Origin of the sequence: Streptomyces sp. NPDC052109 (assembly GCF_040680195.1) — a bacterium.
GTDB lineage: Bacteria > Actinomycetota > Actinomycetes > Streptomycetales > Streptomycetaceae > Streptomyces.
Genome location: NZ_JBFAWF010000002.1, coordinates 235,541 through 259,782, shown reverse-complemented (window position 1 = coordinate 259,782; position 24,242 = coordinate 235,541). Strand labels below are relative to the sequence as shown.

24 protein-coding genes, 1 pseudogene and 1 riboswitch are annotated in these 24,242 nt (G+C 72.0%); of the genes and pseudogenes, 15 read left to right on the top strand and 10 right to left on the bottom strand.

Going from position 1 to position 24,242, the window contains the following annotated elements:
* Positions 1-26: 26 nt before the first annotated feature.
* A complete protein-coding gene (locus AB0L59_RS06735; RefSeq protein ID WP_365580099.1) occupies positions 27-404 on the top strand; it encodes a LysR substrate-binding domain-containing protein in 378 nt (125 codons plus the stop codon).
* Here AB0L59_RS06735 and AB0L59_RS06730 read toward each other — a convergent pair.
* Positions 386-580, bottom strand: a complete 195-nt coding sequence (locus AB0L59_RS06730; RefSeq protein ID WP_365580096.1) for a hypothetical protein — start codon at positions 578-580, stop codon at positions 386-388. The two genes, AB0L59_RS06735 and AB0L59_RS06730, sit on opposite strands and share 19 nt — an antisense overlap.
* 352 nt (positions 581-932) lie before the next feature.
* On the opposite strand from AB0L59_RS06730, the gene AB0L59_RS06725 reads away from it, so the two are divergent.
* From AB0L59_RS06725 to AB0L59_RS06705, 5 genes are all read left to right on the top strand, one after another.
* Positions 933-2,453 carry an aldehyde dehydrogenase family protein gene (locus AB0L59_RS06725; RefSeq protein ID WP_365580094.1) on the top strand — a complete coding sequence of 507 codons (1,521 nt, stop codon included), beginning with the start codon at positions 933-935 and terminating at the stop codon, positions 2,451-2,453.
* Positions 2,454-2,517: 64 nt separating this feature from the next.
* The gene (locus AB0L59_RS06720) at positions 2,518-4,050 is read left to right on the top strand and encodes a GMC oxidoreductase (protein WP_365580092.1); all 1,533 of its coding nucleotides are present in this window, start codon (positions 2,518-2,520) and stop codon (positions 4,048-4,050) included.
* Positions 4,050-5,150: a glycine betaine/L-proline ABC transporter ATP-binding protein gene (locus tag AB0L59_RS06715; RefSeq protein ID WP_365580090.1), complete on the top strand. Its 1,101-nt coding sequence runs from the start codon at positions 4,050-4,052 to the stop codon at positions 5,148-5,150. Before AB0L59_RS06720 ends, AB0L59_RS06715 begins: the two co-directional genes overlap by 1 nt.
* Positions 5,150-7,096: an ABC transporter permease subunit gene (locus AB0L59_RS06710; protein ID WP_365580088.1), complete on the top strand. Its 1,947-nt coding sequence runs from the start codon at positions 5,150-5,152 to the stop codon at positions 7,094-7,096. Before AB0L59_RS06715 ends, AB0L59_RS06710 begins: the two co-directional genes overlap by 1 nt.
* Before the next feature lies 1 nt (position 7,097).
* The gene (locus tag AB0L59_RS06705) at positions 7,098-8,051 is read left to right on the top strand and encodes an ABC transporter substrate-binding protein (protein WP_365580085.1); all 954 of its coding nucleotides are present in this window, start codon (positions 7,098-7,100) and stop codon (positions 8,049-8,051) included.
* A 9-nt stretch (positions 8,052-8,060) separates the two neighbouring features.
* Here AB0L59_RS06705 and AB0L59_RS06700 read toward each other — a convergent pair whose 3' ends face one another.
* From AB0L59_RS06700 to AB0L59_RS06690, 3 genes are read right to left on the bottom strand one after another with little or no spacing between them, the layout of a single operon-like run.
* Positions 8,061-8,780, bottom strand: coding sequence for an isocitrate lyase/phosphoenolpyruvate mutase family protein (locus AB0L59_RS06700; protein WP_365580082.1), 720 nt, complete (start codon positions 8,778-8,780; stop codon positions 8,061-8,063).
* Positions 8,777-9,220, bottom strand: a complete 444-nt coding sequence (locus AB0L59_RS06695; RefSeq protein WP_365580079.1) for a carboxymuconolactone decarboxylase family protein — start codon at positions 9,218-9,220, stop codon at positions 8,777-8,779. Before AB0L59_RS06695 ends, AB0L59_RS06700 begins: the two co-directional genes overlap by 4 nt.
* Positions 9,217-9,717, bottom strand: a complete 501-nt coding sequence (locus AB0L59_RS06690) for a carboxymuconolactone decarboxylase family protein (protein WP_365580076.1) — start codon at positions 9,715-9,717, stop codon at positions 9,217-9,219. The genes AB0L59_RS06695 and AB0L59_RS06690 overlap by 4 nt, the downstream gene beginning before the upstream one ends.
* A 47-nt stretch (positions 9,718-9,764) precedes the next feature.
* Here AB0L59_RS06690 and AB0L59_RS06685 point away from each other — a divergent pair, with 47 nt between their 5' ends.
* Together AB0L59_RS06685 and AB0L59_RS06680 are read left to right on the top strand one after the other, a co-directional pair.
* Positions 9,765-11,159: a PLP-dependent aminotransferase family protein gene (locus AB0L59_RS06685; protein WP_365580073.1), complete on the top strand. Its 1,395-nt coding sequence runs from the start codon at positions 9,765-9,767 to the stop codon at positions 11,157-11,159.
* 196 nt (positions 11,160-11,355) lie between these two features.
* A pseudogene (locus AB0L59_RS06680) lies at positions 11,356-11,541 on the top strand (helix-turn-helix domain-containing protein); the annotation flags it as partial.
* 84 nt (positions 11,542-11,625) lie between these two features.
* Here the strand turns inward: AB0L59_RS06680 and AB0L59_RS06675 are convergent.
* Complete coding sequence (locus AB0L59_RS06675; RefSeq protein WP_365580950.1) at positions 11,626-12,456, bottom strand: DMT family transporter; 831 nt, start codon at positions 12,454-12,456, stop codon at positions 11,626-11,628.
* 133 nt (positions 12,457-12,589) lie between these two features.
* Here AB0L59_RS06675 and AB0L59_RS06670 point away from each other — a divergent pair, with 133 nt between their 5' ends.
* Positions 12,590-12,937 carry a hypothetical protein gene (locus tag AB0L59_RS06670; RefSeq protein WP_365580071.1) on the top strand — a complete coding sequence of 116 codons (348 nt, stop codon included), beginning with the start codon at positions 12,590-12,592 and terminating at the stop codon, positions 12,935-12,937.
* 13 nt (positions 12,938-12,950) lie between these two features.
* Positions 12,951-14,153 carry a glutathionylspermidine synthase family protein gene (locus tag AB0L59_RS06665; protein WP_365580069.1) on the top strand — a complete coding sequence of 401 codons (1,203 nt, stop codon included), beginning with the start codon at positions 12,951-12,953 and terminating at the stop codon, positions 14,151-14,153.
* A gap of 27 nt (positions 14,154-14,180) precedes the next feature.
* Here the strand turns inward: AB0L59_RS06665 and AB0L59_RS06660 are convergent, their stop codons facing one another.
* Complete coding sequence (locus AB0L59_RS06660; RefSeq protein WP_365580067.1) at positions 14,181-14,654, bottom strand: polyketide cyclase; 474 nt, start codon at positions 14,652-14,654, stop codon at positions 14,181-14,183.
* 109 nt (positions 14,655-14,763) lie between these two features.
* Positions 14,764-15,969, bottom strand: coding sequence for an ornithine--oxo-acid transaminase (gene rocD / locus AB0L59_RS06655; protein WP_365580064.1), 1,206 nt, complete (start codon positions 15,967-15,969; stop codon positions 14,764-14,766).
* Positions 15,970-16,060: 91 nt separating this feature from the next.
* A riboswitch (ZMP/ZTP riboswitch) is annotated at positions 16,061-16,149 on the top strand.
* A 32-nt stretch (positions 16,150-16,181) separates the two neighbouring features.
* Here rocD and AB0L59_RS06650 point away from each other — a divergent pair.
* From AB0L59_RS06650 to AB0L59_RS06640, 3 genes are all read left to right on the top strand, one after another.
* Positions 16,182-17,633, top strand: coding sequence for a glycine hydroxymethyltransferase (locus AB0L59_RS06650; RefSeq protein ID WP_365580061.1), 1,452 nt, complete (start codon positions 16,182-16,184; stop codon positions 17,631-17,633).
* A gap of 99 nt (positions 17,634-17,732) precedes the next feature.
* Complete coding sequence (trpS, locus tag AB0L59_RS06645; RefSeq protein ID WP_365580058.1) at positions 17,733-18,749, top strand: tryptophan--tRNA ligase; 1,017 nt, start codon at positions 17,733-17,735, stop codon at positions 18,747-18,749.
* Positions 18,750-18,921: 172 nt separating this feature from the next.
* Positions 18,922-19,506, top strand: a complete 585-nt coding sequence (locus AB0L59_RS06640; protein ID WP_365580055.1) for a 2'-5' RNA ligase family protein — start codon at positions 18,922-18,924, stop codon at positions 19,504-19,506.
* A gap of 16 nt (positions 19,507-19,522) precedes the next feature.
* On the opposite strand, the gene AB0L59_RS06635 is transcribed toward AB0L59_RS06640, so the two are convergent.
* Together AB0L59_RS06635 and AB0L59_RS06630 are read right to left on the bottom strand one after the other, a co-directional pair.
* The gene (locus tag AB0L59_RS06635; RefSeq protein ID WP_365580052.1) at positions 19,523-20,257 is read right to left on the bottom strand and encodes a decaprenylphospho-beta-D-erythro-pentofuranosid-2-ulose 2-reductase; all 735 of its coding nucleotides are present in this window, start codon (positions 20,255-20,257) and stop codon (positions 19,523-19,525) included.
* 27 nt (positions 20,258-20,284) lie between these two features.
* A complete protein-coding gene (locus AB0L59_RS06630; protein ID WP_365580049.1) occupies positions 20,285-21,619 on the bottom strand; it encodes an FAD-binding oxidoreductase in 1,335 nt (444 codons plus the stop codon).
* Positions 21,620-21,735: 116 nt separating this feature from the next.
* Between AB0L59_RS06630 and AB0L59_RS06625 the strand changes: the two genes are divergently transcribed.
* Positions 21,736-22,656 (top strand): YihY/virulence factor BrkB family protein, encoded by a 921-nt coding sequence (locus AB0L59_RS06625; protein WP_365580047.1) that lies wholly within the window; start codon positions 21,736-21,738, stop codon positions 22,654-22,656.
* Here the strand turns inward: AB0L59_RS06625 and AB0L59_RS06620 are convergent.
* On the bottom strand, positions 22,604-23,827 hold the full coding sequence (locus AB0L59_RS06620; protein WP_365580044.1) for a D-alanyl-D-alanine carboxypeptidase: 1,224 nt from the start codon (positions 23,825-23,827) through the stop codon (positions 22,604-22,606). The two genes, AB0L59_RS06625 and AB0L59_RS06620, sit on opposite strands and share 53 nt — an antisense overlap.
* A gap of 91 nt (positions 23,828-23,918) precedes the next feature.
* Between AB0L59_RS06620 and AB0L59_RS06615 the strand changes: the two genes are divergently transcribed.
* Positions 23,919-24,158, top strand: a complete 240-nt coding sequence (locus tag AB0L59_RS06615; protein WP_365580041.1) for a hypothetical protein — start codon at positions 23,919-23,921, stop codon at positions 24,156-24,158.
* Positions 24,159-24,242: the final 84 nt, after the last annotated feature.

Sequence of the window (24,242 nt, the reverse complement as noted above, 5' to 3'; positions counted from 1 at the left end):
GCCGGGCACCCGCTGCTGGAAGGGAGTTGACGCCCCAGCGGTTCGCGGCGGACGCGGGGCACCTCATCGTCTCCCGGCGCGGCCGGCAGAGCGGGCCGATCGACGAGGCCCTGGCCGAACTCGGCCTGGCCCGCCGGGTGGTGGGCAGCGTCGGCACCTACCCGGCCTCGCTGTTCGTGCTGCGCCATTCCGACCTGATCGGGCTGATCACCTCCTACGGCCGCCCGCTGGCCGACTCCCTCGGCCTGGTCGCCTTCGAGATCCCGCTCCGGCTCCCCTCGGTCGAGGTGGGCTTCGCCTGGCACCCCCGGCACGACGCCGACCCCGCGCACGCCTGGCTGCGCGCGTGCGTGCGGGAGTTGATGGAGTCGGGGAGGTCGGGGAATCACTTCGTGCGCGTCTGACCGTTCCTGAGCACCCCGTCATAGCCGTCGTAGGGAAGCCCGAGTTCGACCACCAGACCGTACCGTCGCCGGATGGCGGCGCCCTGGGTGTTCGGGCCCTGCCCCCGGCAGTAGGCGACGAGCCGCCTGCCGTAGACGTCGTGCGCGAACGGGATCGGACGAAGACCGACGACCACAAGATCGCCTGTCGGTGTACGCCCGCGCCACGCCCCGCAGCCGCCTCTCCGTCCACTCCCGGGCCCGCACCGCCCGGCCGCTCTCCCCGAGAGCGCGCAGCCGCTTCTCGCCGACGGCACGCCGTGCGAAGGCCCTCACGCCTGTCCAGGTCGACGGTGTCGCCGAACCGGCACGTTCGGTAGCCAAAGGCTCGCGTCTGTCTGTTTTCGATGGAATTTTCAGTGACCTGGCGCACCTTCGGTCACCGATTACGCATGCCCGCCACCGGGTCGGGGCAGGCGGTGCCGGTCCCCGAGGGTGACACCTGTGTGACACACGGGAACGGATCAGGAACGGAAGGCAACACCGATCATGGCGGACAGAACGGAACGACAGGCCCAGGCGACCATCCACGCGGGCGGCGAGTGGCTGGCGGCGGTCTCCGGCGCGACGCGCGAGATCCTCGACCCTGCGGACGCCCGGCCGTTCGCCGTGGTCGCCGAGGGCGACGAGAAGGACGCCGAGCGCGCGGTGGCCGCCGCCCGGCAGGCCTTCGACCACGGCCCCTGGCCCCGCACCCCGGTCGCCGAACGCGCCTCTCTGCTGCGCCGCGTCGCCGACCTGCTGGTGCGCGACCGCGAGGAACTCGGCCTGCTGGAGAGCCGGGACGCGGGCAAGACCGTCGAGGAGGGCCGGATCGACATCGACTGTGTCGCCGACGCCTTCCGCTACTTCGCCGACCTGGTCGCCGCCGAGGCACCCGGCCGGGTCGTGGACGCGGGCTCGCCCGACATCCACAGCGTCGTCGTCCATGAGCCGGTCGGCGTCTGTGCGCTGATCACTCCCTGGAACTACCCGCTCCTCCAGGCCAGTTGGAAGATCGCCCCGGCGCTCGCCGCCGGCAACACCTTCGTGATCAAGCCCAGCGAGATCACCCCGATGACCACCATCGCGCTGATCGAGCTGCTGGCGGAGGCAGGCCTGCCCGCCGGAGTCGCCGGCATCGTCACCGGCCCCGGCCACAGCGTCGGTGCCCGGCTCGCCGAGCATCCCGACGTCGACCTGGTCTCCTTCACCGGCGGCCTGGTCAGCGGCACCAAGGTCGCCCAGGCCGCCGCCCCGACCGTGAAGAAGGTCGCCCTCGAACTCGGCGGCAAGAACCCCAACGTCGTCTTCGCCGACTCCTGCGCCACCGAAGAGGGCTTCGACACCGCCGTCGACCAGGCCCTCAACGCGGCATTCATCCACAGCGGCCAGGTCTGCTCGGCCGGCGCTCGCCTCATCGTCGAGGAGTCCGTCCGCGAGCGCTTCGTCGCCGAACTCGCCCGCCGGGCAGAGCGGATCAGGCTCGGCCGCGGCACCGCGGACGGCGTCGAGTGCGGTCCGCTCGTCTCCGAGCAGCAGCGCGCCAAGGTCGAGGCCCACGTCGCCGGCGCGCTGGAGGAGGGCGCGGTGCTGCGCTGCGGCGGCAAGCGGCCGGAGCCCGCCGCGGACCGCCCCGGGACCGGCTACTTCTACGAGCCGACCGTCCTCGACGCCTGCCACCGCGAGATGACTGTCGTACGAGAGGAGGTCTTCGGTCCGGTCCTCACCGTCGAGACGTTCCGCACCGAGGACGAGGCCGTGTTCCTCGCCAACGACACCGAGTACGGCCTCGCCGGCGCCGTCTGGACCGCGGACGCGGGCCGGGCCCGCCGGGTCGCCGGCCGGCTGCGCCACGGCACCGTCTGGATCAACGACTTCCACCCCTATCTGCCGCAGGCGGAATGGGGCGGCTTCGGCAAGAGCGGCACCGGCCGCGAGCTGGGGCCCGCCGGACTCGCCGAGTACCGCGAGACCAAGCACGTCTACCAGAACCTTGCGCCGAAGCCGGTGCGCTGGTTCGCCGGCTGAACCGGCGGACCGGCGAAACCGGACGAGGCCGACCTCTTCCCCCACGCCCTGGAGTAGTACCCCGATGCCCGAGTCCAACCCCCACACCTACGACTACGTCGTCATCGGCGGCGGAACCGCAGGTTCCGTGATCGCTTCCCGCCTCACCGAGAACCCGGACGTCACCGTCGCCGTCATCGAGGGCGGCCCGAGCGACGTCGGCCGCGACGACGTCCTCACCCTGCGCCGCTGGATGGGCCTGCTCGGCGGCGAACTCGACTACGACTACCCCACGGTGGAGCAGCCGCGCGGCAACTCCCACATCCGGCACAGCCGCGCCCGCGTGCTCGGCGGCTGCTCCTCCCACAACACCCTCATCTCCTTCAAACCGCTGCCGTCCGACTGGGACGAGTGGGAGGCGGCCGGCGCCAAGGGCTGGGGCGCCGTCCCCATGGAGGCCTACTTCGCCCGTCTGAAGAACAACATCGTCTCCGTCGACGAGAAGGACCGGAACGCCATCGCCCGGGACTTCGTCGACGCCGCCCAGGCAGCACTCGGGGTACCCCGCATCGAGGGCTTCAACCGCAAGCCGTTCACCGAGGGCGTCGGCTTCTTCGACCTCGCCTACCACCCCGAGACCAACAAGCGGTCCTCGGCCTCGGTCGCGTACCTGCACCCGGTGATGGACGAACGCCCCAACCTGACCATCTTCCTGGAGACCTGGGCCCACAGGCTGGAGCTGGACGGCACCCGCGCCGAGGGCGTCCACGTGCGCACCAAGGACGGCGAGGAACTGCTGGTCCGCGCCCGCAACGAGGTCGTGCTGTGCGCCGGCGCCGTCGACTCCCCGCGCCTGCTGCTGCACTCGGGCATCGGGCCCCGCGAGGACCTGGAGGCCCTCGGCATCCCCGTCGTCCTCGACCTGCCGGGCGTCGGTGAGAACCTGCTGGACCACCCCGAGTCGGTCATCGTCTGGGAGACCCACGGCCCGATCCCGGAGAACTCCGCGATGGACTCCGACGCGGGCCTGTTCGTGCGCCGCGACCCCGAACACGCGGGTCCGGACCTGATGTTCCACTTCTACCAGATCCCGTTCACGGACAACCCCGAGCGCCTCGGCTACGAACGCCCGCAGTACGGCGTCTCGATGACCCCGAACATCCCCAAGCCGAAGTCCCGTGGCCGCCTCTACCTCACCAGCGCCGACCCGTCCGTGAAGCCCGCCCTGGACTTCCGCTACTTCACCGACGAGGACGACCACGACGGCCGGACCCTGGTCGACGGCATCCGCATCGCCCGCGAGATCGCCAAGGCCGAGCCCCTCGCCGGCTGGCTCAAGCGCGAGGTCTGCCCCGGCCCGGAGATCCTCGGCGACGCCGAGCTGAGCGAGTACGCCCGCAAGGTCGCGCACACGGTCTACCACCCGGCCGGCACCTGCAAGATGGGCGCCACCGACGACGAACTCGCCGTCGTAGACCCTGAGTTGAAGATCCGCGGACTCGACGGCATCCGTATCGCCGACGCGTCCGTCTTTCCGACCATGCCCGCCGTGAACCCGATGATCGGGGTGCTCATGGTCGGGGAGAAGGCCGTCGACCTGATCGGAGGTGACGCCTGATGGCGCTCACTGTTCCCACCCGCAAGCCGCCCACCACCGACACGCCGGTCTTCTCGGTGTCCGGCCTGTGGAAGGTCTTCGGCCCCAAGCCGGACCGGATCCCCGCCGACACCGAACTGGCCGCCCTCGAACCCGCCGACCTGCGCGCCCGCACCGGCTGCACGGCGGCCGTCCGGGACGTCTCCTTCGACGTCCGCAAGGGCGAGGTCTTCGTCGTCATGGGCCTGTCCGGCTCCGGCAAGTCCACCCTCGTACGCTGCCTGACCCGCCTGATCGAGCCCACGGCGGGCACGATCGCCATCGACGGCGAGGACGTCCGCGCCATGGACAAGGGCCGCCTGCGCGCACTGCGCCGGCACCGCGCCGCCATGGTCTTCCAGCACTTCGGCCTGCTCCCGCACCGCACGGTCCTCGACAACGTGGCCTACGGCCTGGAGATCCAGGGCGTCGGCAAGGCCGAACGGCGTGCACGGGCCACCGAGGTCGTCGCCAAGGTCGGTCTCGAAGGCATGGAACACCGCCGCCCCGGTCAGCTCTCCGGCGGCCAGCGCCAGCGGGTGGGGCTCGCGCGCGCGTTGGCCGTCGACCCCGAGGTCCTGCTCTTCGACGAGCCGTTCAGCGCCCTCGACCCGCTCATCCGGCGCGACATGCAGGACGAGGTGGCCCGCCTGCACCGCGAGGAGGGTCGCACGATGGTCTTCATCACCCACGACCTCAGCGAGGCCCTGAAACTCGGCGACCGCATCGCCCTGATGCGCGACGGCCGCGTCGTCCAGCTCGGCACGCCGGAGGAGATCGTCGGCTCCCCGGCCGACGACTACGTCCGCGAATTCGTCCGGGACGTGCCGCGCGAGCAGGTGCTGACGGTGCGTACGGCGATGAGGGCGGGTGCCTGCGGCGGCCCGGACCACCCGGGCGCACTCACCCCGGACGCGCTGGTCGCGGACGCGATCAGGACGGTCGCCGAGACCGGGGAACCGGCGTGCGTGGTGGACGACGGCACGTGCCTCGGAACCGTGGACCACGAGCTGCTGCTGGACGTCGTGGCAGGCATAGACGTGTGCGTACCCGCCCCCCGCACCAGCCCGGAGGCGGTCTGATGGCAACGCTCACCGTCCCCACCTCCGGTACCGCCCAACCCCGCCTCCTCAAGAGCCGTACCGCGGGCAAACTCCTCCTGCTCGCCCTCGTCGCCGCGGTCCTCGCCCCCTGGGCCGCCACCCACTGGCCCGGCGCGAGCTGGCCCCACGACCTGACCGTCAGCCTCGCCAAACCCCTCGCCTCGGCCAGCAACTGGGTCATCGACAACCGGGACAGCCACCCGCTGTTCCTGTACTTCTTCGGCTACATCAGCAACGCGGTCGTCATCTCCGTACGCGCCGTCTACCTCACCCTGCTCGCCGCGGGCTGGACCGGCGTCACGGTCTTCGGCGCCTTGTTGGCCTGGCGCGTCGCCGGGGTCCGCCTGGCCGCCGGCACGGCCATCGCCTTCCTGACCTGCGGCCTCCTCGGCATGTGGGTCCCGACCATGCAGACCCTCGCGCTCATGGTCGTAGCCGTCCTCGCCTCGGTGATCGTCGGCGCGCTGCTCGGCCTCGCCGCCGGCCTCTCCGATCGCCTGGACCGTGCCCTGCGCCCAGTCCTGGACACCATGCAGGTGCTGCCCGCCTTCGCCTACCTCCTCCCCGTCGTCCTGGTCTTCGGCATCGGCGTCCCCGCGGCCGTCCTCGCCACCGTCGTGTACGCCGCCCCGCCGATGGCCCGCCTCACCGCGCTCGGCCTGCGCGGCGCCGACCCCGAGGTCCTGGAGGCCGTGGAGTCGCTCGGCGCGACCCGCCGCCAGCGGCTGCTGACCGCCCGCATCCCGCTGGCCCGCAAGGAACTGCTCCTCGGCCTCAACCAGACGATCATGATGGCGCTGTCGATGGCGGTCATCGCGTCCGTCATCGGCGCGGGCGGCCTCGGCGACCGCGTCTACCAGGCGCTCGCCTCGGTCGACGTGGGCCAGGCCCTCGCCGCCGGCATCCCGATCGTGCTGCTCGCGATCGTGCTGGACCGTGTCACCTCGGCCGCCGGGGCCGGGGAGAGGGGCGCAGCCCGCTCCCGGACCGTCGGCTGGCCGTACGCCCTGGCCGTCACCGTGGCCGTCGCCCTGGCCACCCGTCTGCTCGGCCGCCTCGACTGGCCGTCCGGCGTCACGCTCGACATCGCCGAACCGGTCAACCGCGCCGTCGACTGGATGACCGGCCACCTCTACTCCGGCGTCCCCGTCGTCGGCGGCACGGCCGACTGGGCGGGCCACTTCACCACCTGGATCCTGGACCCGGTCCGCGGCGGGCTGCAGTGGCTGCCCTGGTGGTCGGTGCTGCTCATCGTCGCCGCCCTGGCCTGGTCGATCGGCACGTGGCGCACCGCCCTGACGGCTGTCCTCGCCATGGCCGCGATCGGCGTGCTCGGCGTGTGGGAGCCGGCCCTCGACACCCTCTCCCAGGTGCTGGCCGCGGTCGCCGTCACCCTGGTCCTCGGGTTCGCGACCGGCATCGCCGCCGCCCGCAGCGACCGCGTCGAACGCGCCCTGCGCCCGGTCCTGGACGTGTTCCAGACCATGCCGCAGTTCGTGTACCTGATCCCGGTCGTCGCCCTGTTCGGCGTCGGCCGTGCCCCCGCCGTCGCCGCGGCCGTCGTCTACGCCCTCCCGGCCGTCGTCCGGATCACCGCGCAGGGCCTGCGCCAGGTCGACCCGGCCGCGCTCGAGTCGGCGCGCTCACTCGGCGCGACCGGCCGCCAGCAGCTGTGGCAGGTCCAGCTCCCGCTCGCCAAGCGGTCGTTGCTGCTCGCTCTCAACCAGGGCGTCGTCCTGGTCCTCGCCGTCGTCATCATCGGCGGCCTGGTCGGCGGCGGCGCCCTCGGCTACAACGTCGCCTTCGGTCTCGCGCAGGGCGACCTGGCGACCGGTCTGGTGGCCGGTGCCGCGATCGTCTGCCTGGGCCTGACGCTGGACCGGGTGACCCAGCCGACCGAGCGCCGTCCGGGGAAGGGAGCCTGACATGCGCGTACGTACGACCCTCGCGGTGGGCTCGCTCCTGCTGCTGACCGTCACCGGATGCGGCGCCGCCGACATGACCAAGCAGGCCAGCCCGTTCGCCAACGCCCAGGGGGCGAAGAGCGTCACCCTGTCCGTGCAGTCCTGGGTGGGCGCGCAGTCCAACGTCGCCGTGGCCCAGTACATCCTGGAGCACGAGCTGGGCTACCGCGTCGACACCGTCCAGGTCGACGAGGTGCCCGCCTGGGACGCGCTCAGCCAGGGCCGGGTCGACGCGATCCTGGAGGACTGGGGCCACCCGGACCAGGAGAAGCGGTACGTCGAGGACAAGAAGACGATCGCACGCGCCGGCGACCTCGGGGTGACCGGCCACATCGGCTGGTTCGTGCCCACCTACCTGGTCAGGCAGCACCCGGACATCACGAACTGGAAGAACCTCGACAAGTACGCCTCCTTGTTCCGCACCGCGGAGAGCGGCGGCAAGGGCCAGCTGATGGACGGCTCCCCGTCGTACGTCACCAACGACAAGGCGCTGGTGAAGAACCTGAAGCTGGACTACCAGGTCGTCTTCGCCGGCTCCGAGGCCGCCCAGATCACCCAGATGAAACAGTTCGCCAAGGAGAAGAAGCCCTTCCTGACCTACTGGTACGCCCCCCAGTGGCTGTTCAAGAAGGTCCCCATGACGGAGGTGAAGCTGCCGCCGTACAAGGAGGGCTGTGACGCGGACGCGGCGAAGGTCGCCTGCTCCTACCCGCACACCCCGCTGCAGAAGTACCTCAACGCCGGCTTCGCGAAGTCCGGAGGCAAGGCGGCGGCCTTCCTGAAGAAGTTCAGCTGGACGACCGAGGACCAGAACGAGGTCTCCCTGATGATCGCCGACCAGAAGATGTCCCCCCAGGACGCGGCGAAGAAGTGGGTGGACAGCCACCCCGAGGTGTGGAAGCGGTGGCTGTCCTGAACCGCCCCGTCACACGAGCGAGTTGGCGATCTCCCGCAGGGCGGCCGTCGCCCTGCGCTGGAGTCCCGGCCCGAAGGTGACGCGAGTGGCCCCGAGTTCGCCGAGTGCGGTGGCCGAGGGGCCCTCGCCGTCCGGGCGGCCCAGCATGTTGACCGGGCCCTGGATCCCGGCCCGCAGCAGGGGCAGCACGCCGACGGGAGCGAGGATCGGATAGATGCAGTCCGCGCCCGCCGCCACGTACAACGCGGCCCGCTCGATGGCCCGTTCGGGATCCTTGTCGCCGTGCACGAAGACGTCCACGCGGGCGTTGACGAACAGCCGGTCGGCGGCGGCCGAGCGCACCTCGGCGAGGAACTCGGCCTGCTCGCGCGGGTCCCTGAGGACGCCCCCGTCCGAGTCCTCGAGGTTGCAGCCGACCGCACCGGCCTCCAGCAGCCGCTCCACCAGTTCCTTCGGCGCGAGCCCGTACCCGCTCTCGACGTCCGCCGACACCGGTACGTCCACCGCCCGGGTGATCCGGGCGACGGCCGCGAACATCTCGTCGGCCGGGGTCGCCCCGTCCGCGTACCCGAGCGACGCGGCCACCCCCGCGCTCGGCGTGGCCAGCGCCGGGAACCCGGCCTCGACGAACACCCGCGCGCCGGCCGCGTCCCAGGGGCCGGGCAGCACCAGCGGATCACCCGGTGCACGCCCTCGGTGCAGCGCGCGTAACACCTCGACCTTGCTCATGGCAGGTAACCTCCCGGCGGGACTCGACGGCTGACCATCAGGCGGTTCCAGCCGTTGATGACGGTGATCAGGGCGATGAGGTGGGCGAGTTCGGCCTCGGTGAAGTGTCCCGCGGCCCTGTCGTACACCTCGTCGGGCACGAAGCCCTCGGTCAGCACGGTGACCGCCTCGGTCAGGGCGAGCGCGGCCCGCTCCCGTTCGCTGTAGAGGTCCTCGGTCTCCTCCCACGCGTCCAGGAGCTGGACGCGGTCCTCCGACTCCCCGGCCTTCCGGGCCGCCCGGAGGTGCATGTCGAGGCAGAAGGCGCAGTGGTTGATCTGCGAGGCGCGGATCATCACCAGCTCGGCGAGGACCGGATCGCCGAGCCCCTGCTTGGCGGCCGTGCTGAGCGCGGACATCGCCCGGCCGACCTTGGGGTCCAGCAGTTGCGTACGGGTCACTTGTGCTGTCCCGGCCGGTAGTGGCCCGGAGTCATCCGGATCGTCACACCGAACCGGTTCCAGGCGTTGATCACCGTGATCGCGGCGATCAGCCGGGCCAGCTCGGCCTCCTCGAAGTGCTTGGCCGCCCGCTCGTACACCTCGTCCGGCACGAAGCCGTCCGTCAGGACCGTGATCGCCTCGGTCAGCTCGATCGCCGCCAGTTCCTTCGGGGTGTAGAAGTGCCGGGACTCCTCCCAGGCGCTGAGCTGCACGATCCGCTCCACGCTCTCCCCTGCCGCGAGCGCGTCCTTGGTGTGCATGTCGAGGCAGAAGGCGCAGTGGTTGATCTGCGAGGCGCGGATCTTCACCAGCTCGTACAGCCTGGGGTCCAGCCCCTGCTTGGCGACGGTGTCCAGTCGGATCATCGCCTTGTAGACCTCGGGGGCGTGCTGGGCCCACTGCATGCGCGGGGCCTGCTCGCTGGCGTACTCGACGTCGTCTTGTGCAGTGCTCATGCCGTCGACCCTAGGAGCGAGGCAGCCCAGGAGTATGGTCCATTTCCATGGAGGAATCCTGGGCCACTCTGGGCGTCGACCTGCACCTCGAACCGACCGGAACGGGCGGGCTGCGCCGGGGCCTGACCGACGCCCTGCGCGACGCCGTCCGCACCGGCCGGCTCGCCCCCGGCATCCGGCTGCCCTCCTCCCGCGCCCTCGCCGCCGACCTGGGCATCGCCCGCAACACCGTCGCCGAGGCCTACGCGGACCTGGTGGCGGAGGGCTGGCTCACCGCCCGGCAGGGCTCGGGGACACGGGTGGCGGAGCGGGCGGCGGTCCCGCCCGCCGACCGGGGCGCGGCACCCCGGCATCGGGAACCCGAGCGGCCCGTCCACAGCCTCATCCCCGGCAGCCCCGATCTGGCCGCCTTCCCGCGCACCGAGTGGCTCAAGGCCGCCCGACGCGCCCTCGCCGCCGCCCCGTACCACGCCCTCGGCTACGGTGACCCGCGCGGCCGCCCGGAACTGCGCACCGCCCTCGCCGGCTATCTCGCCCGCGTGCGCGGCGTCCGGACCGACCCGGAGGCCGTCCTGATCATGGCCGGCTTCACGCACGCCCTGCGCGTCATCGCCGCGCTGCTCGCGGCGCGCGGGGTGCGCACGGTGGCGGTCGAGTCGTACGGCCTCGACGTCCACCGGGGCCTGCTCCAGCAGGCGGAACTCGCCACACCCGCGCTGCCGTTCGACGAACTCGGGACGGACACCCGCGAGTTGGCCGACGCCGGTGCGGTACTCCTGACTCCCGCCCACCAGTTCCCCATGGGCACGCCCCTGCAGCCCGACCGGCGGGCCGCCGTCGTGGACTGGGCGCGGCGCACCGGAGGGCTGGTCCTGGAGGACGACTACGACGGCGAGTTCCGCTACGACCGCCAGCCCGTCGGCGCCCTGCAGGGCCTCGCCCCCGACCGCGTGATCTACTTCGGCACCGCCAGCAAGTCCCTGGCCCCCGGACTGCGCCTGGGCTGGATGGCGCTGCCCCCGTCCGTGGCGGAGGAAGCGGTCGCGGCGAAGGGCGGCACCGACACCGTAGGGGTGCTGGAGCAGCTCACCCTGGCCGAGTTCATCACCTCCGGTGCGTACGACCGCCACGTCCGCTCCTCCCGGCTGCGCTACCGGCGCCGTCGCGACGCCCTCGCCGCGTCCGTGTCCGCCCGCGCGCCCGAGGTGACGGTCAGCGGGATCGCGGCCGGCCTGCACGCGGTGCTGCGCCTGCCGCCTGGCATGGAGCAGTCGGTGATCCAGGCCGCGGCGTGGCAGGGCCTGGCTCTGCACGGCCTGTCCTTCCACCGGCATCCGCAGGCGCGGGCCGAGCCGCTGGACGCGCTGGTGGTGGGGTACGCGACTCCGCCGGACAGCGCGTGGGCGGGGGCGCTGGAGGCGTTGTGCCGGGTGCTGCCGTAGGGAGCGGGGCTGTGTCCCCACCCCGCGGCCGCCCGACGAACCAGGGCCCAGGCCGACAGGGCCTGGGCGTGCGGTCCCGGCACGTTGGTGACACGCGTGCCGGGTGCTGCACAGGCGAGGGCCTTCTGGGTCCGGTGTGGATTGCGACATCCACGACCGGTACTCAGGAGGCACTCGTGTCCCACCGTGATGCCCGCTGACGCCGACCGGCAGGCTGCGTCCGGCCCGGTGTGTCGTCGACGACGGCCGGCCGCTGCGCCGGGTCGCCGAACGCTTCCAGGTCAGCCGCACCACCGCCGCCCGCTGGGCCGGCCGCTACCGGCGGCTGGGCGCCGAGGGCGCACGACCTTCGCACCGGGCCCGGGCCCAATCCAGTGCGAGGGCCAGGGCCCGGCACGCCGAGGGCACGCACCCGACGCCGCGAGGCCCGCCCTCCGGTCCGACGACAGGAGTTCGACGACAGGGTCTAGGCGCCCGGGGGTTCCTCCACCGGCGCCTCCCCGAAGCGCGCGAGCGCCAGCGCCCCCGCCACGGCCACCGCGAACCCCAGGACCGCCAGCCAGGTCAGCCCCTCCCTCGTGCGGTCTCCCAGCCACACCACGCCCACCGCCGCGGGCCCGATCGTCTCCCCGATCACCATCCCGGCGGTCGCGGTGGTCACCGAGCCCCGCTGAAGAGCCGACGTCAGCAGCATGAACGCGGCGCCTCCGCCGAGCAGCAGCGCGTAGGTCGCCGGGTTGGCCAGCAGGTCCAGTGGCGCCAGGCTGTCGATCAGCCGCACCGAGACCTCCACCACCCCGAACCCGAACCCGGCCCCGAGACCGAGGGCCAGGGCCCGGCCCGGCCCGGACAGCCGCCCGCCCGCCAGCGCGAGCAGCAGCATCCCGATCGCCACCGCGAGCATCACGTACCGCAACGCGTCCGACCCGTCCTGGCTCCCCTCCGGCCCGGACGCCAGCCCCAGCATGCCGAGCCCGGCGCACACCACGGCCACCGCCCCCCACTCGGTGCCGCTGAGTCGCACGCGCAGCAGCCGCGCCGCCACCACCGCGGTCACCGCCAGACTCGCCGCCAGGGCCGCGCTGACGGCGTAGATGGGGAGGGACCGCAGCGCCGCGATCTGAAACAGGAAGCCCAGTCCGTCCAGCGCGAGTCCGGCGATGTACCGCCACTGCCGCAGCGCCCGCAGCAGCAGTGCCGCCTCACCCCCGCCGCCCGTACCGGCCTCTCGCGCGGCCACCGCCTGCAACACCGTCGCGGTGCCGAAGCAGACCGCCGCGCCGAGGGCGCACACCATTCCAAAGAACACAAAGGGACTCTAGGAGACCACCGATCCGGCCACCCCCTGTGGCCTGGGCTCTTACCGTTCTCTAGGCTGACCGCCGGCATCAGGTCACTCCGACACGGACACGGACACGGGGGATACGAACATGGCTGAGACCCGTCGGCGGCTGCGCTCCGGCACGGTCGTCCTCGGCGGCATGGGCCTGCTGGCCGCCGCTCTGACCGCCTGCTCGTCCGACCCGGCCAAGCGCTGCGTCGACCGCGACAGCTACAACCTCGCCAAGGGCTACAAGGTCGTCTCCGACAAGAACTGCAAGACCACGTCGATCAAGACGTCCGTGAACGGCTCCTGGTACTACGGCGGCAAGAAGAAGGGCTCCTGGGTGGACGGCGGCTCCTTCACCAAGCCCCACCGCGGCTCCTCGGGCTCCTCCGGCGGTCACGGAGTCCACCGCGGCGGCTTCGGCGGCGGCCACCACAGCTCCGGCGGCTGACCGGAAGGCCCCCATGGAACGCCGTACCACCACCCCGCGCCCCGGCTGGCAGCAGACCGTCGAGGAACAGGGCCTCGTCTACCCGCTCACCCGCCACCCGGACGGCTCGCTGCGCCCCTACTGGGACGAGAGCGCCTACTACGTCTTCGGCCTGGAGGAGATCGAGGCACTGGAGGAGACCGTCGAGGAACTGCACCGCATGTGCCTCGCGGCCGCCGGGCACCTCGTGGCCGAGGACCGCCTCGCCGACCTCGGCATCACCGACCCGCGGGTGGCCGCCGCGGTCACCGAGGCCTGGCGCCGACGGGACGAACTCCCCTCCGTCTACGGCCGGTTCGACCTCCGCTACGACGGCACGGGCCCGGCCAAGCTGCTGGAGTACAACGCCGACACCCCGACCTCGCTGGTCGAGGCCGCCTCACCCCAGTGGTTCTGGATGGAGGAGCGCTTTCCCGGCGCCGACCAGTGGAACTCCCTGCACGAACGCCTCGTCGACGCCTGGCGGTCCCAGGCCCCGCTCCTCCCGCCCGGCGGCCCCCTGCACTTCGCGCACTCCTCGGCCGACGAACTCGGCGAGGACCTGATGACGGTCGCCTATCTGAAGGAGACCGCCGAACAGGCCGGCCTCGACACCGACTGGCTGTCCATGGAGGAGATCGGCTGGGACAGCCTCTCCGGCCGTTTCGTCGACAACCGTCTGCGTTTCATCCGCGGTATCTTCAAGCTCTATCCCTGGGAGTGGCTCACCACCGACGCCTTCGGCGGACACGTCCTGGACACCCTGGACAACGGCGGCGGCAGCGGCAGCACCCTGTGGATCGAGCCCGCCTGGAAGATGCTGCTGAGCAACAAGGCCCTGCTGGCGATCCTCTGGGAGCTGTACCCCGGCCACCCCAACCTCCTGCCCGCCTACCTCGACGGCCCCCGCGAGCTGGCCGCCGGACCGGGGTACGTCTCCAAGCCCCTGCTCGGCCGCGAGGGCGAGGGCGTCATCGTGCACGCGCCCGGCTCACCCGCCGTACTCCGCGACGAGCCCTGCTGCTACCAGCAGCTGGCGCCCCTGCCCGCCTTCGACGGCAACCACGTCGTCCTCGGCGCCTGGGTCGTCCGTGACGAACCGGCGGGCCTGGGGATCCGCGAATCCTCGGGCCTGGTCACCGACGAGTACGCCCGCTTCCTGCCGCACGTGATCCTCGAGCCCGCGTCCTCGACGTGACCGTCCTCCGGGCGGCGGCCACATCACCTACCCGGAGACGAGCTCGGCCAGGTGGTGCAGCGAGTGAACGAGATGCCCGGGGCCGAACGGCGGGAACCTGAGGTACTCCCGGATGGACCGCGGCACCGCCGACCAGTCGTAGGTCAGCGTCACCTCGGTCGCGGACGGACCGAGCGGCGCGAGGTCGTACCGCCAGATCCAGCCGCCGAACTCCAGGTGGCCGTCGCCCTTGTCCTGCCCCGTCAGCCAGCCGATGGCGCGCGGCGGGTCGAGCACCTGGACCTTGTTGGCGACCTGGTAGTCACCGTTCGGATGGCCGGCGTGGTACATGTCCATCCGGAACACCTGCCCCACCTCGGTCAGCGGTGCCCGGTCGACAGCTTCCCGAACCCAGCCGGTGCCGTCGATCGCCGAGTGGGTCGTCGGGTCCGCCAGCACCGCGAACACCCTCGCGGCGGGCACGGCGACCGTCAGGGCGGCGCTCACGTTGTCGTGGCCCACGGTCCGCACGCTCCTTGTCATCTCGGGCCTTCCACAGGCGCGGAAGGGGGGACGTTCCCACCATGCAGACGACGCGGCGAGGCGGAACTCATCGGACGACAGGGCCTGGCTAGGCGCCCAGCACGGCCGCCAGCTGCTCCAGTCCCCAGTCCAGGTCCGCCTCATCGATCACCAGCGGCGGGGCGATCCGTACCGTGTGGCCGTGGGTGTCCTTCACCAGCACCCCGCGGTCCATCAGCCGCTCCGAGACCTCCCTGCCCGTGCCGATCCCCGGCGCGATGTCCAGGCCCGCCCACAGCCCGCGCCCGCGCACCGCCGTCACCGTGCCCGTGGCCGGCAGTGCCGCCAGCGTCCGGTGCATCCGCCCGCCCAGTTCCGCCGCCCGGGCCTGGAACTCGCCCGTGCGCAGCATCGCGATCACCTCCAGCGCCACCGCGCAGGCCAGCGGATTCCCGCCGAACGTCGACCCGTGCTCGCCCGGCCGGAACACCCCGAGCACCTCCGCGCTCGACACCACCGCCGACACCGGCACGATCCCGCCGCCCAGCGCCTTGCCCAGCACGTACATGTCCGGGACCACGCCCTCGTGCTCGCACGCGAAGGTCCGCCCGGTCCGGCCGAGACCCGACTGGATCTCGTCGGCGACGAAGAGCACGTTCCGCTCCCGGGTCAGTTCCCGGACCGCCGGGAGGTAGCCGGCCGGCGGCACGATCACCCCGTTCTCGCCCTGGATCGGCTCCAGCAGCACGGCGACGGTGTTCTCGGTGAGCGCCTCGCGCATCGCCGTCAGGTCGCCGTACGGCACGATCTGGAAGCCGGGCGTGTACGGCCCGAAGTCCGCCCGGGCGTCGGGATCGGTGGAGAAGCTGATCACTGTCGTCGTACGGCCGTGGAAGTTGCCGCCCGCGACCACGATCTTCGCCATCTCCGCTGGCACCCCCTTCACCCGGTACCCCCACTTCCGGGCCGTCTTCACCGCGCTCTCCACCGCCTCCACGCCGGTGTTCATCGGCAGCACCATCTCCATCCCGCACAGCTCGGCGAGCTCCGTGCAGAACGCGGCGAACCGGTCGTGCAGAAAGGCGCGGGACGTCAGCGTCACCCGCTCCAGCTGGGCCTTCGCCGCCTCGATCAGGCGCCGGTTGCCGTGCCCGAAGTTGAGCGCCGAGTATCCGGCGAGCAGATCCAGATAGCGCCGCCCCTCCACATCCGTCATCCAGGCCCCCTCCGCCGTGGCCACGACGACCGGCAGCGGGCGGTAGGTGGGCGCACAGTGCGCTTCGGCGGCGGTGATGAGGTCTTCTGCAGCGGTCATGGCCTCTCCCGGAGACGGCGGTGCCCCCTTCCTATCCTCGCTCGCATGGTGGACGCGGGATCTGCGCGCTCCGGCGCGCCCGGTAGGCTGATCAGCGGGCCGTGACTGGCGCGCTGGGATGGGACGGACCATCGGGGAGCGGCCCGAGCGTGATGTGTGCCGTGCGCCTGGGCCGTACGTGAACGCTGTACGCACACCGTCCGGAGGTCCTCATGCCCGAGCAGCAGCCCCTGTCCACCGAGTCCACCGCCTTCCGCGCCGCCCTCGACGTGATCCGTGCCGTCGAGCCGCGCGTCGCCGACGCCATCGGCCAGGAGGTCGCCGACCAGCGCGAGATGCTCAAGCTGATCGCCTCCGAGAACTACGCCTCCCCGGCCACCCTGCTCGCCATGGGCAACTGGTTCAGCGACAAGTACGCCGAGGGCACCGTCGGCCGCCGCTTCTACGCCGGCTGCCGCAACGTGGACACCGTCGAGGCGCTGGCCGCCGAGCACGCCCGCGAGCTCTTCGGCGCCCGCCACGCCTACGTCCAGCCGCACTCCGGCATCGACGCCAACCTGGTCGCCTTCTGGGCCGTCCTCGCCGACCGGGTCGAGGCCCCCTTCCTGGAGAAGGCCGGCGCCCGCCAGGTCAACGACCTCTCCGAGGCCGACTGGGCGGAGCTGCGCCAGGCCTTCGGCAACCAGCGGATGCTCGGCATGTCCCTGGACGCGGGCGGTCACCTCACCCACGGCTTCCGCCCGAACATCTCCGGCAAGATGTTCGACCAGCGTTCCTACGGCACCGACGCGGCCACCGGCCTCATCGACTACGAGGCCCTGCGCGCCCAGGCCCGCGAGTTCAAGCCGCTGATCATCGTCGCGGGCTACTCGGCGTACCCCCGTCTGGTGAACTTCCGGATCATGCGCGAGATCGCCGACGAGGTCGGCGCGACGCTCATGGTCGACATGGCGCACTTCGCCGGCCTGGTGGCGGGCAAGGTGCTGACCGGCGACTTCGACCCGGTCCCGCACGCCCAGATCGTGACGACCACCACCCACAAGTCGCTGCGCGGCCCGCGCGGCGGCATGGTCCTGTGCGACGACTCCCTCAAGGACCAGGTCGACCGCGGCTGCCCGATGGTCCTCGGGGGCCCGCTCCCGCACGTCATGGCCGCCAAGGCCGTCGCCCTGGCCGAGGCCAGGCAGCCCGCGTTCCAGGACTACGCCCAGCGGATCGTGGACAACTCGCGCGCGCTGGCGGAGGGCCTGATGCGCCGGGGCGCCACCCTGGTCACCGGCGGCACCGACAACCACCTCAACCTGATCGACGTCGCCACCTCCTACGGCCTCACCGGCCGCCAGGCCGAGTCCGCCCTCCTCGACTCCGGCATCGTCACCAACCGCAACGCGATCCCGGCCGACCCGAACGGCGCCTGGTACACCTCCGGCATCCGCGTCGGCACCCCGGCGCTGACCACCCGGGGCCTCGGCACGGCCGAGATGGACGAGGTCGCGGGCCTGATCGACCGCGTCCTGACCACCACCGAGCCGGGCACCACGAAGTCGGGCGCGCCGAGCAAGGCGGCCCATGTCCTGGACGAGAAGGTGGCGCAGGAGATCGCGCGGCGGGCGACGGACCTGGTGGCGGGCTTCCCGCTGTATCCGCAGGTCGACCTGGGCTGAAGCACCCGGTGAGGGCGCGGGGAACCGCGCGGTCGACCACGGCGATCGCGCAGTTCCCCACGCACGGAACCCCCCGAGCTCTCTGCGACAATGAAAAACATGGCCACTGCTGATCGCCCCCGCGTGCTCTCCGGCATCCAGCCCACCGCCGGCTCGTTCCACCTCGGCAACTACCTCGGCGCCGTCCGCCAGTGGGTGGCCCTGCAGGAGTCCCACGACGCGTTCTACATGGTCGTCGACCTGCACGCGATCACGGTCCCGCAGGACCCGAAGGAGCTGCGGGCCAACACCCGGCTCGCCGCCGCGCAGCTGCTGGCCGCCGGTCTGGACCCGGACCGCTGCACGCTCTTCGTCCAGAGCCACGTCCCCGAGCACGCCCAGCTCGCCTGGATCATGAACTGCCTCACCGGCTTCGGCGAGGCGAGCCGCATGACCCAGTTCAAGGACAAGTCCGCCAAGCAGGGCGCCGACCGCGCCTCCGTCGGCCTGTTCACGTACCCGATCCTGCAGGTCGCGGACATCCTCCTCTACCAGGCGAACGAGGTGCCGGTCGGCGAGGACCAGCGCCAGCACATCGAGCTGACCCGCGACCTCGCCGAGCGTTTCAACGGCCGCTTCGGCGACACCTTCGTCATCCCGTCGCCGTACATCCTCAAGGAGACGGCGAAGATCTACGACCTCCAGGACCCGTCGATCAAGATGAGCAAGTCGGCGTCCACGCCGAAGGGCCTGATCAACCTGCTCGACGAGCCGAAGACCACCGCCAAGAAGGTCAAGAGCGCCGTCACCGACACCGACACCGTGATCCGCTACGACGCGGAGGCCAAGCCGGGCGTGTCGAACCTCCTCACCATCTACTCCACCCTCACCGGCACACCGATCGCCGAGCTGGAGCGGGCGTACGAGGGCAAGATGTACGGCGCCCTCAAGACCGACCTCGCCGATGTCATGGTCGAGTTCGTGACGCCGTTCCGGGAGCGCACCCAGCAGTACCTGGACGACTCCGAGACGCTCGACTCGATCCTCGCCAAGGGCGCGGAGAAGGCGCGCGCGGTCGCCGCCGAGACGCTCGCGCAGGCCTACGACCGGGTGGGATTCCTGTCGGCGAAGCACTGAGAAGCACGGACCGGCGCCGCGGCGCACGACCGTACACACGTCCGAGTGGGCGGAGCGCTGCACATCACTTCCGCTGCGCCTGCCCACAGGACATCCATAGCCGTACAGTCGATATCCGACGGCCCGGACGAGACGGCCGAAGAAGACGACGGACGTGACGACAGGAGACGACGTGGGGACCGTAACGATCGGCGTGTCGATCGCGGTCCCGGAGCCTCACGGCAGCCTGCTCCAGGAGCGGCGCGCGGGCTTCGGCGACGCCGCGGCTCACGGCATTCCCACGCATGTCACGCTGCTGCCGCCGACTGAGGTCGACGCGACCGAGCTGCCGGGCGTCGATGCGTATCTCACCGAGGTCGCCGCGGCCGGCCGGCCGTTCCCGATGCGGCTGTCCGGCACCGGCACGTTCCGTCCCCTGTCCCCGGTGGTCTACGTCCGTGTCGTCCAGGGCGCCGACGACTGCACCCTGCTGCAGCAGCGGGTGCGGGACGCCTCCGGGCCGCTGGCGCGCGAGCTGCAGTTCCCGTACCACCCGCACGTCACCGTCGCGCACGGCATCGACGAGGCGGCGATGGACCGTGCCTTCGAGGAACTGGCCGGCTTCGACGCGCAGTGGCCGTGCACGGGGTTCGCGCTCTACGAACAGGGCGCCGACGGGGTGTGGCGGAAGTTGCGGGAGTACACGTTCGGGGGATCCGTGGTTCCGTCGCAAACGGGCCATGCCGACGTCGAACGCGGGACGATCGTCAGCCGGTAGGTGCCGGCGCCGGCCGTCAGATCGGCAGCCTGCGGAACAGGGCGCGTGGTGTGTGTCGCAGCGCTGACATCACCAGCCGGAGTGCGCCCGGCACCCACACCACCTCCGAGCGTCTGCGCAGGCCCAGTTCGATCGCCGTGGCCACCGCCTCCGGCGTCGTCGTGAGCGGCCCCTCCGCGTGGACGTGCCCCGGCCGTACGACCATGACGTGCACCCCCGTGCCGTGGAGGGCGTCCCCCAGGCCCTGGGTGAAGGTGTCGAGGCCGGCCTTGCTGGAGCCGTAGATGAAGTCGGCTCGGCGGGGCCGCTCGCCGGTGGCGGCGGACAGGACCACCAGGGAGCCGTGCCCCTGGGTCTGCAGGGCACGTGCGGCGACCAGGCCGGCGCAGACGGCTCCGGTGTAGTTGGTCCGGGCGACCTGGACGGCGCGGAGCGGGTCGCGCTCGTCATGGGCCTGGTCGCCCGGGATGCCGAAGGCGAGCAGCACCAGGTCGACGTCGCCCTCGGCGAAGACCTTGCCGAGGACGGTCTCGTGGGACTCGGGGTCGAGGGCGTCGAAGTCCACGGTGCGGGCGTCCGCGCCGAGCGCCCGCAGGCTCTCGGCGGCCTGTTCCAGGGCCGGCGAGGGACGGCCCGCCAGCCACACCGTGCGGGCGCGGCGGGCGATCAGCCGGCGCGCGGTGGCCAGCGCGATCTCGGACGTGCCGCCGAGGACGAGCAGGGACTGGGGGAGACCGAAGGCGTCCTTCACGTCAGCTCCTGGAGGGGATCCGGGGATCTACAGGTCGAGTCGGCGGGCGAGGTCGGAGACGAACACCCCGAGGGGGTCCAGCCGGGTCCGCAGGGCGCGGAAGTCGGCCGTGCGTGGGTACATGACGGTGAGCAGGTCGGGACGGAGCCGGGAGCCCCCGGCGAGCCGGACGCGCCCGCCGGCCGCGGCGACCTCCTCGTCGAGCCCGTCGAGGAACCCCGCGAGTCCGGGCAGCGCGGCCGGGAGGTCCAGGGCGAGTGTCCAGCCGGGCACGGGGAACGAGAGCCAGCCGGCGTCCGCGTCCCCGAGGCGCTGGAGGACGGCGTGGAAGGACGGGCAGCGGTGGGTGGCGAGGCGGCGCACGACGCGGTGCAGGGTTTCCTCCTGGCCGTCACGGACGGCGAACTGGTACCGCACGCATCCGGTGCGGCGGTCGCCGTACGGGGCGGCGGCCAGGGGATGCAAGGCGGCGGACAGCGGCCGGAGTTCGCCGGTACGCGCGCGTGGCGCCGCGCGGTGCCGGATGCCGCCCAGGAGGCCGGCGGCGGGGCCGAGACCGGATCCGGCGGGGAGGCGGCGGGGGCGGTACACCAGCGGGTGCCGCCGCGCGCGCATGCCCGCGGCGAGACCGCCCCATGCCCGCCACGCGCGCGTGCCCACGCCGAGCGCGTCGAGCGCGGCGAGAGGTGCGTGGTCGGCACGGGTGAGGATCGCGCGTCCGGTTGCCGACCCGCGGGCCGTCAGGTCGATCCGGGCGGCGCCGTACCGGGAGCGAGGCCCGGCGGCCAGACGGGCCATCAGGTCGTCCAGATCGGCGGCGCGTTCGGTGTCGACGGTCAGGTAAGCCGTCTCCACCGGAAGCAGCCGGATCGTGGCCGTGAGGATCACTCCGGTCAGACCCAGGCCGCCCACGGTCGCCTCGAACAGCTCGGTGCCCGGCGTGGCCGCGCGGACCTCGCCGTCGGCGGTGAGCAGCTCCAGGGACAGCACATGGCGGGAGAAGGCGCCGGAGCCGTGGTGGTTGCCGCCATGGATGTCGGCGGCGATCGCGCCGCCGACCGTCACCTGGCCGGTGGCCGGGACGACCGGTACGAACCAGCCGAGGGGGAGCAGGAGTTGGGCCAGCCGGGGCAGGCCGACGCCGGCGCCGCACAGGACGACGCCCTCGTCGGCGTCGACGACGTGGACGCGGTCGAGGCCGGTCATGTCGAGGACCGCACCGCCGGCGTTGCGGGCCGCGTCCTCGTCCGTCCGTCCCGGGCCGCCCCGGGCGATGGTGCCCCGCGCCCCGCACGCACGGACGGCGGCCGCGGCCTCCTCGTACGTCCGCGGACGGATGACGGACACCGTGTCTGCAGGCATGTCGGTGACCGTATCGTCCCTATATGGGTGATTGGTCAAGGAACATTCGCCCGGTACACACAACGGGTGATTAGTGGGATGTCTTACGAGCGCGCCGGTACGGGCAGGGACGGATCATGGACTGGCTGAAGAGGCTCCCCGGCATCGGGCCGATCGTCGTGCGGCTGACGGAGACGCACGCCTGGCACTGCTACGAGCGACTGGATCGGGTGAAGTGGACGCGGCTGGCCGCCGCCATGACGTTCGTGAGCTTCGTGGCGCTGTTCCCGCTGCTGACGGTGGCCGCAGCGGTCAGCGCCGCCACGCTCAGCCCGGCCCGGCAGAGGACCGTCGAGCACAAGATCGCCGAGCAGTTCCCGGGTGTCGTCTCCACCCAGCTCGACCTCACCTCGCTCGTCGACAACGCCGGCACCGTCGGCGTCATCGCGGGCGCCGCGCTGCTGTTCACCGGCATCGGCTGGGTCGGCCAGGTGCGGGACTGCCTGCGCGCGGTGTGGGAGCTGCCGGACCAGCAGCAGAACCCCGTGGTCGCCAAGGCCAAGGACGCCGGCATCCTCCTCGGCCTCGGTGGGGCCCTGCTCGTCACGCTCGCCGCGTCCACGTTCGCCTCGGCCGCCGTGGGGCTGGTCTCGCGCCATCTGGGCCTGGCCGAGTACGGCTGGGGCAGTGTGCTGCTGCGGATCGCCGCGTTCGCCGTCGCCGTGCTCGCCGACTTCCTCGTGCTGCTCTACATCCTGACCCTGCTGCCCGGGGTCGAGCCGCCGCGCCGCCGCCTGGTGGTGGCCGCACTGCTCGGCGCGGTCGGCTTCGAACTGCTGAAACTACTGCTCAGCGGCTATATACAGGGGGTTGCCGCGAAGAGCATGTACGGCGCGTTCGGTGTCCCCGTGGCGCTGCTGCTGTGGATCAACTTCACCACGAAACTCGTGCTGTTCTGCGCCTCCTGGACGGCGACGCAGAGCATGCAGGCCGAAGGCACCGGGGTCACGGACGCGACCGACGCCGCATCAGGTCCGGCAACGGCCACCGGCGATTGACCAGGAACGCCGCGGCCACGAGCAGCACCAGCGCCCCGCCCGCGATGGCGGCGGCGGTGCCGATCCCGGAATCGGAACCCGCGGTGGAGCCGGCCACCGGACTGGTGCTGGGCCCGGCGGTCGCCGAGGGCTGCCCGGCGGAGGCGCTCGCCCCCGGACTCGGCAGCGCGCTCTTCGGCGGCACCAGCTCGCCCACCGGCCTGACCTTGCCGGCCGCCTGGAAGCCCCAGTCGAACAGCCTGGCCGTCTCCTTGTAGACCTCGTTGTGCTCGGGCTTCTCCGGGTGCATCACGGTGACGAGCAGCACCTTGCCGTTCCGCTCGGCGACCCCGGTGAAGGTGGCGCCCGCGTTGGTGGTGTTGCCGTTCTTCACGCCCGCGATGCCCTGGTAGACGGGCACGTCGGTGTCGCCGCTCAGCAGCCGGTTGGTGTTGCGGATCTCACCGGACTCGAACGTGGCGCTGACGGTGGAGCAGTAGTCGCGGAAGTCCTTCTTCTGCAGCCCGGACCGGGCGAACAGCGTCAGGTCGTACGCCGACGACAGCTGACCCGGCTCGTCGTAGCCGTCGGGCGAGACCACGTGGGTGTCTTCGGCCTGCAGCTCGTTCGCGTGGCCCTGCATGTCCTTGACGGTCTGCGCGACCCCTTCGTTCATCGCGGACAGCACGTGCACGGCGTCGTTGCCCGAGCGCAGGAAGACTCCGAGCCACAGGTCGTGGACGGTGTAGGTGTGCCCCTCCTTTATGCCGACCACGCTGGAGCCGGCACCCATGCCCGCGAGGTCGGAGGGCACCACCTTGTGCTTCTCCTCCTTGGGGAAGCGGGGCAGCAGGGTGTCAGCGAACAGCATCTTCAGCGTGCTCGCCGGGGGCAGCCGCCAGTGCGCGTTGTGCGCGGCGAGCACCTCGCCGGACTCGGCGTCGGTGACGATCCAGGAACGCGCCGTGATGTCCTTCGGCAGTACCGGGACCCCCGGCGCGCGATCGACCTGCGTACCCGGCAGGCCCAGCCGCGCGCCGCCCACGGTCGACATCCGGGCCGGAGGCGTGGCCGTCGGGCTCGTCGAGGGGCCCGGGGCGGCGAGGGCGGCGGGCGCGGTGACGGACAGCGACACCAGGGCGGCGGAGGTGACCAGCAGGGATCGCCGGCCGGTCTTCTTCGGAGCGGACACGGTCGAGAACGTACCGGGAACATCCGGTGAAGTCCCACTTCCCTCCCCACCCCCGACACGGGACCGGATGCGGGACGGCGATACTGGTGACATGAAGCTCAGCCGCCCGGTCTCCTGGTTCCTGCTCGCCTTCGGGGTGTGGAGCTGGGTCATCTGGGTCACTTTCGTCAAGAACCTGGTCAAGGACAGCAGCGGGCTCGCCTTCCACGGCGGTCACCCGACCGCGTACTTCTGGGTGCACCTGCTGCTGGCGGTCGTTTCCTTCGTATTGGGGACGGCCATCGGGGTCATCGGGTTGCGCGGACTGCGCGCACTGCGCCGGACGTCATAGCGGCGGACCGTACGCCGCGCCCCCACTCCTCATCCTCCCGGCTCGTCGCCCGGGCGGAACCGCTCCCACGCCTGTGAAGGCGCT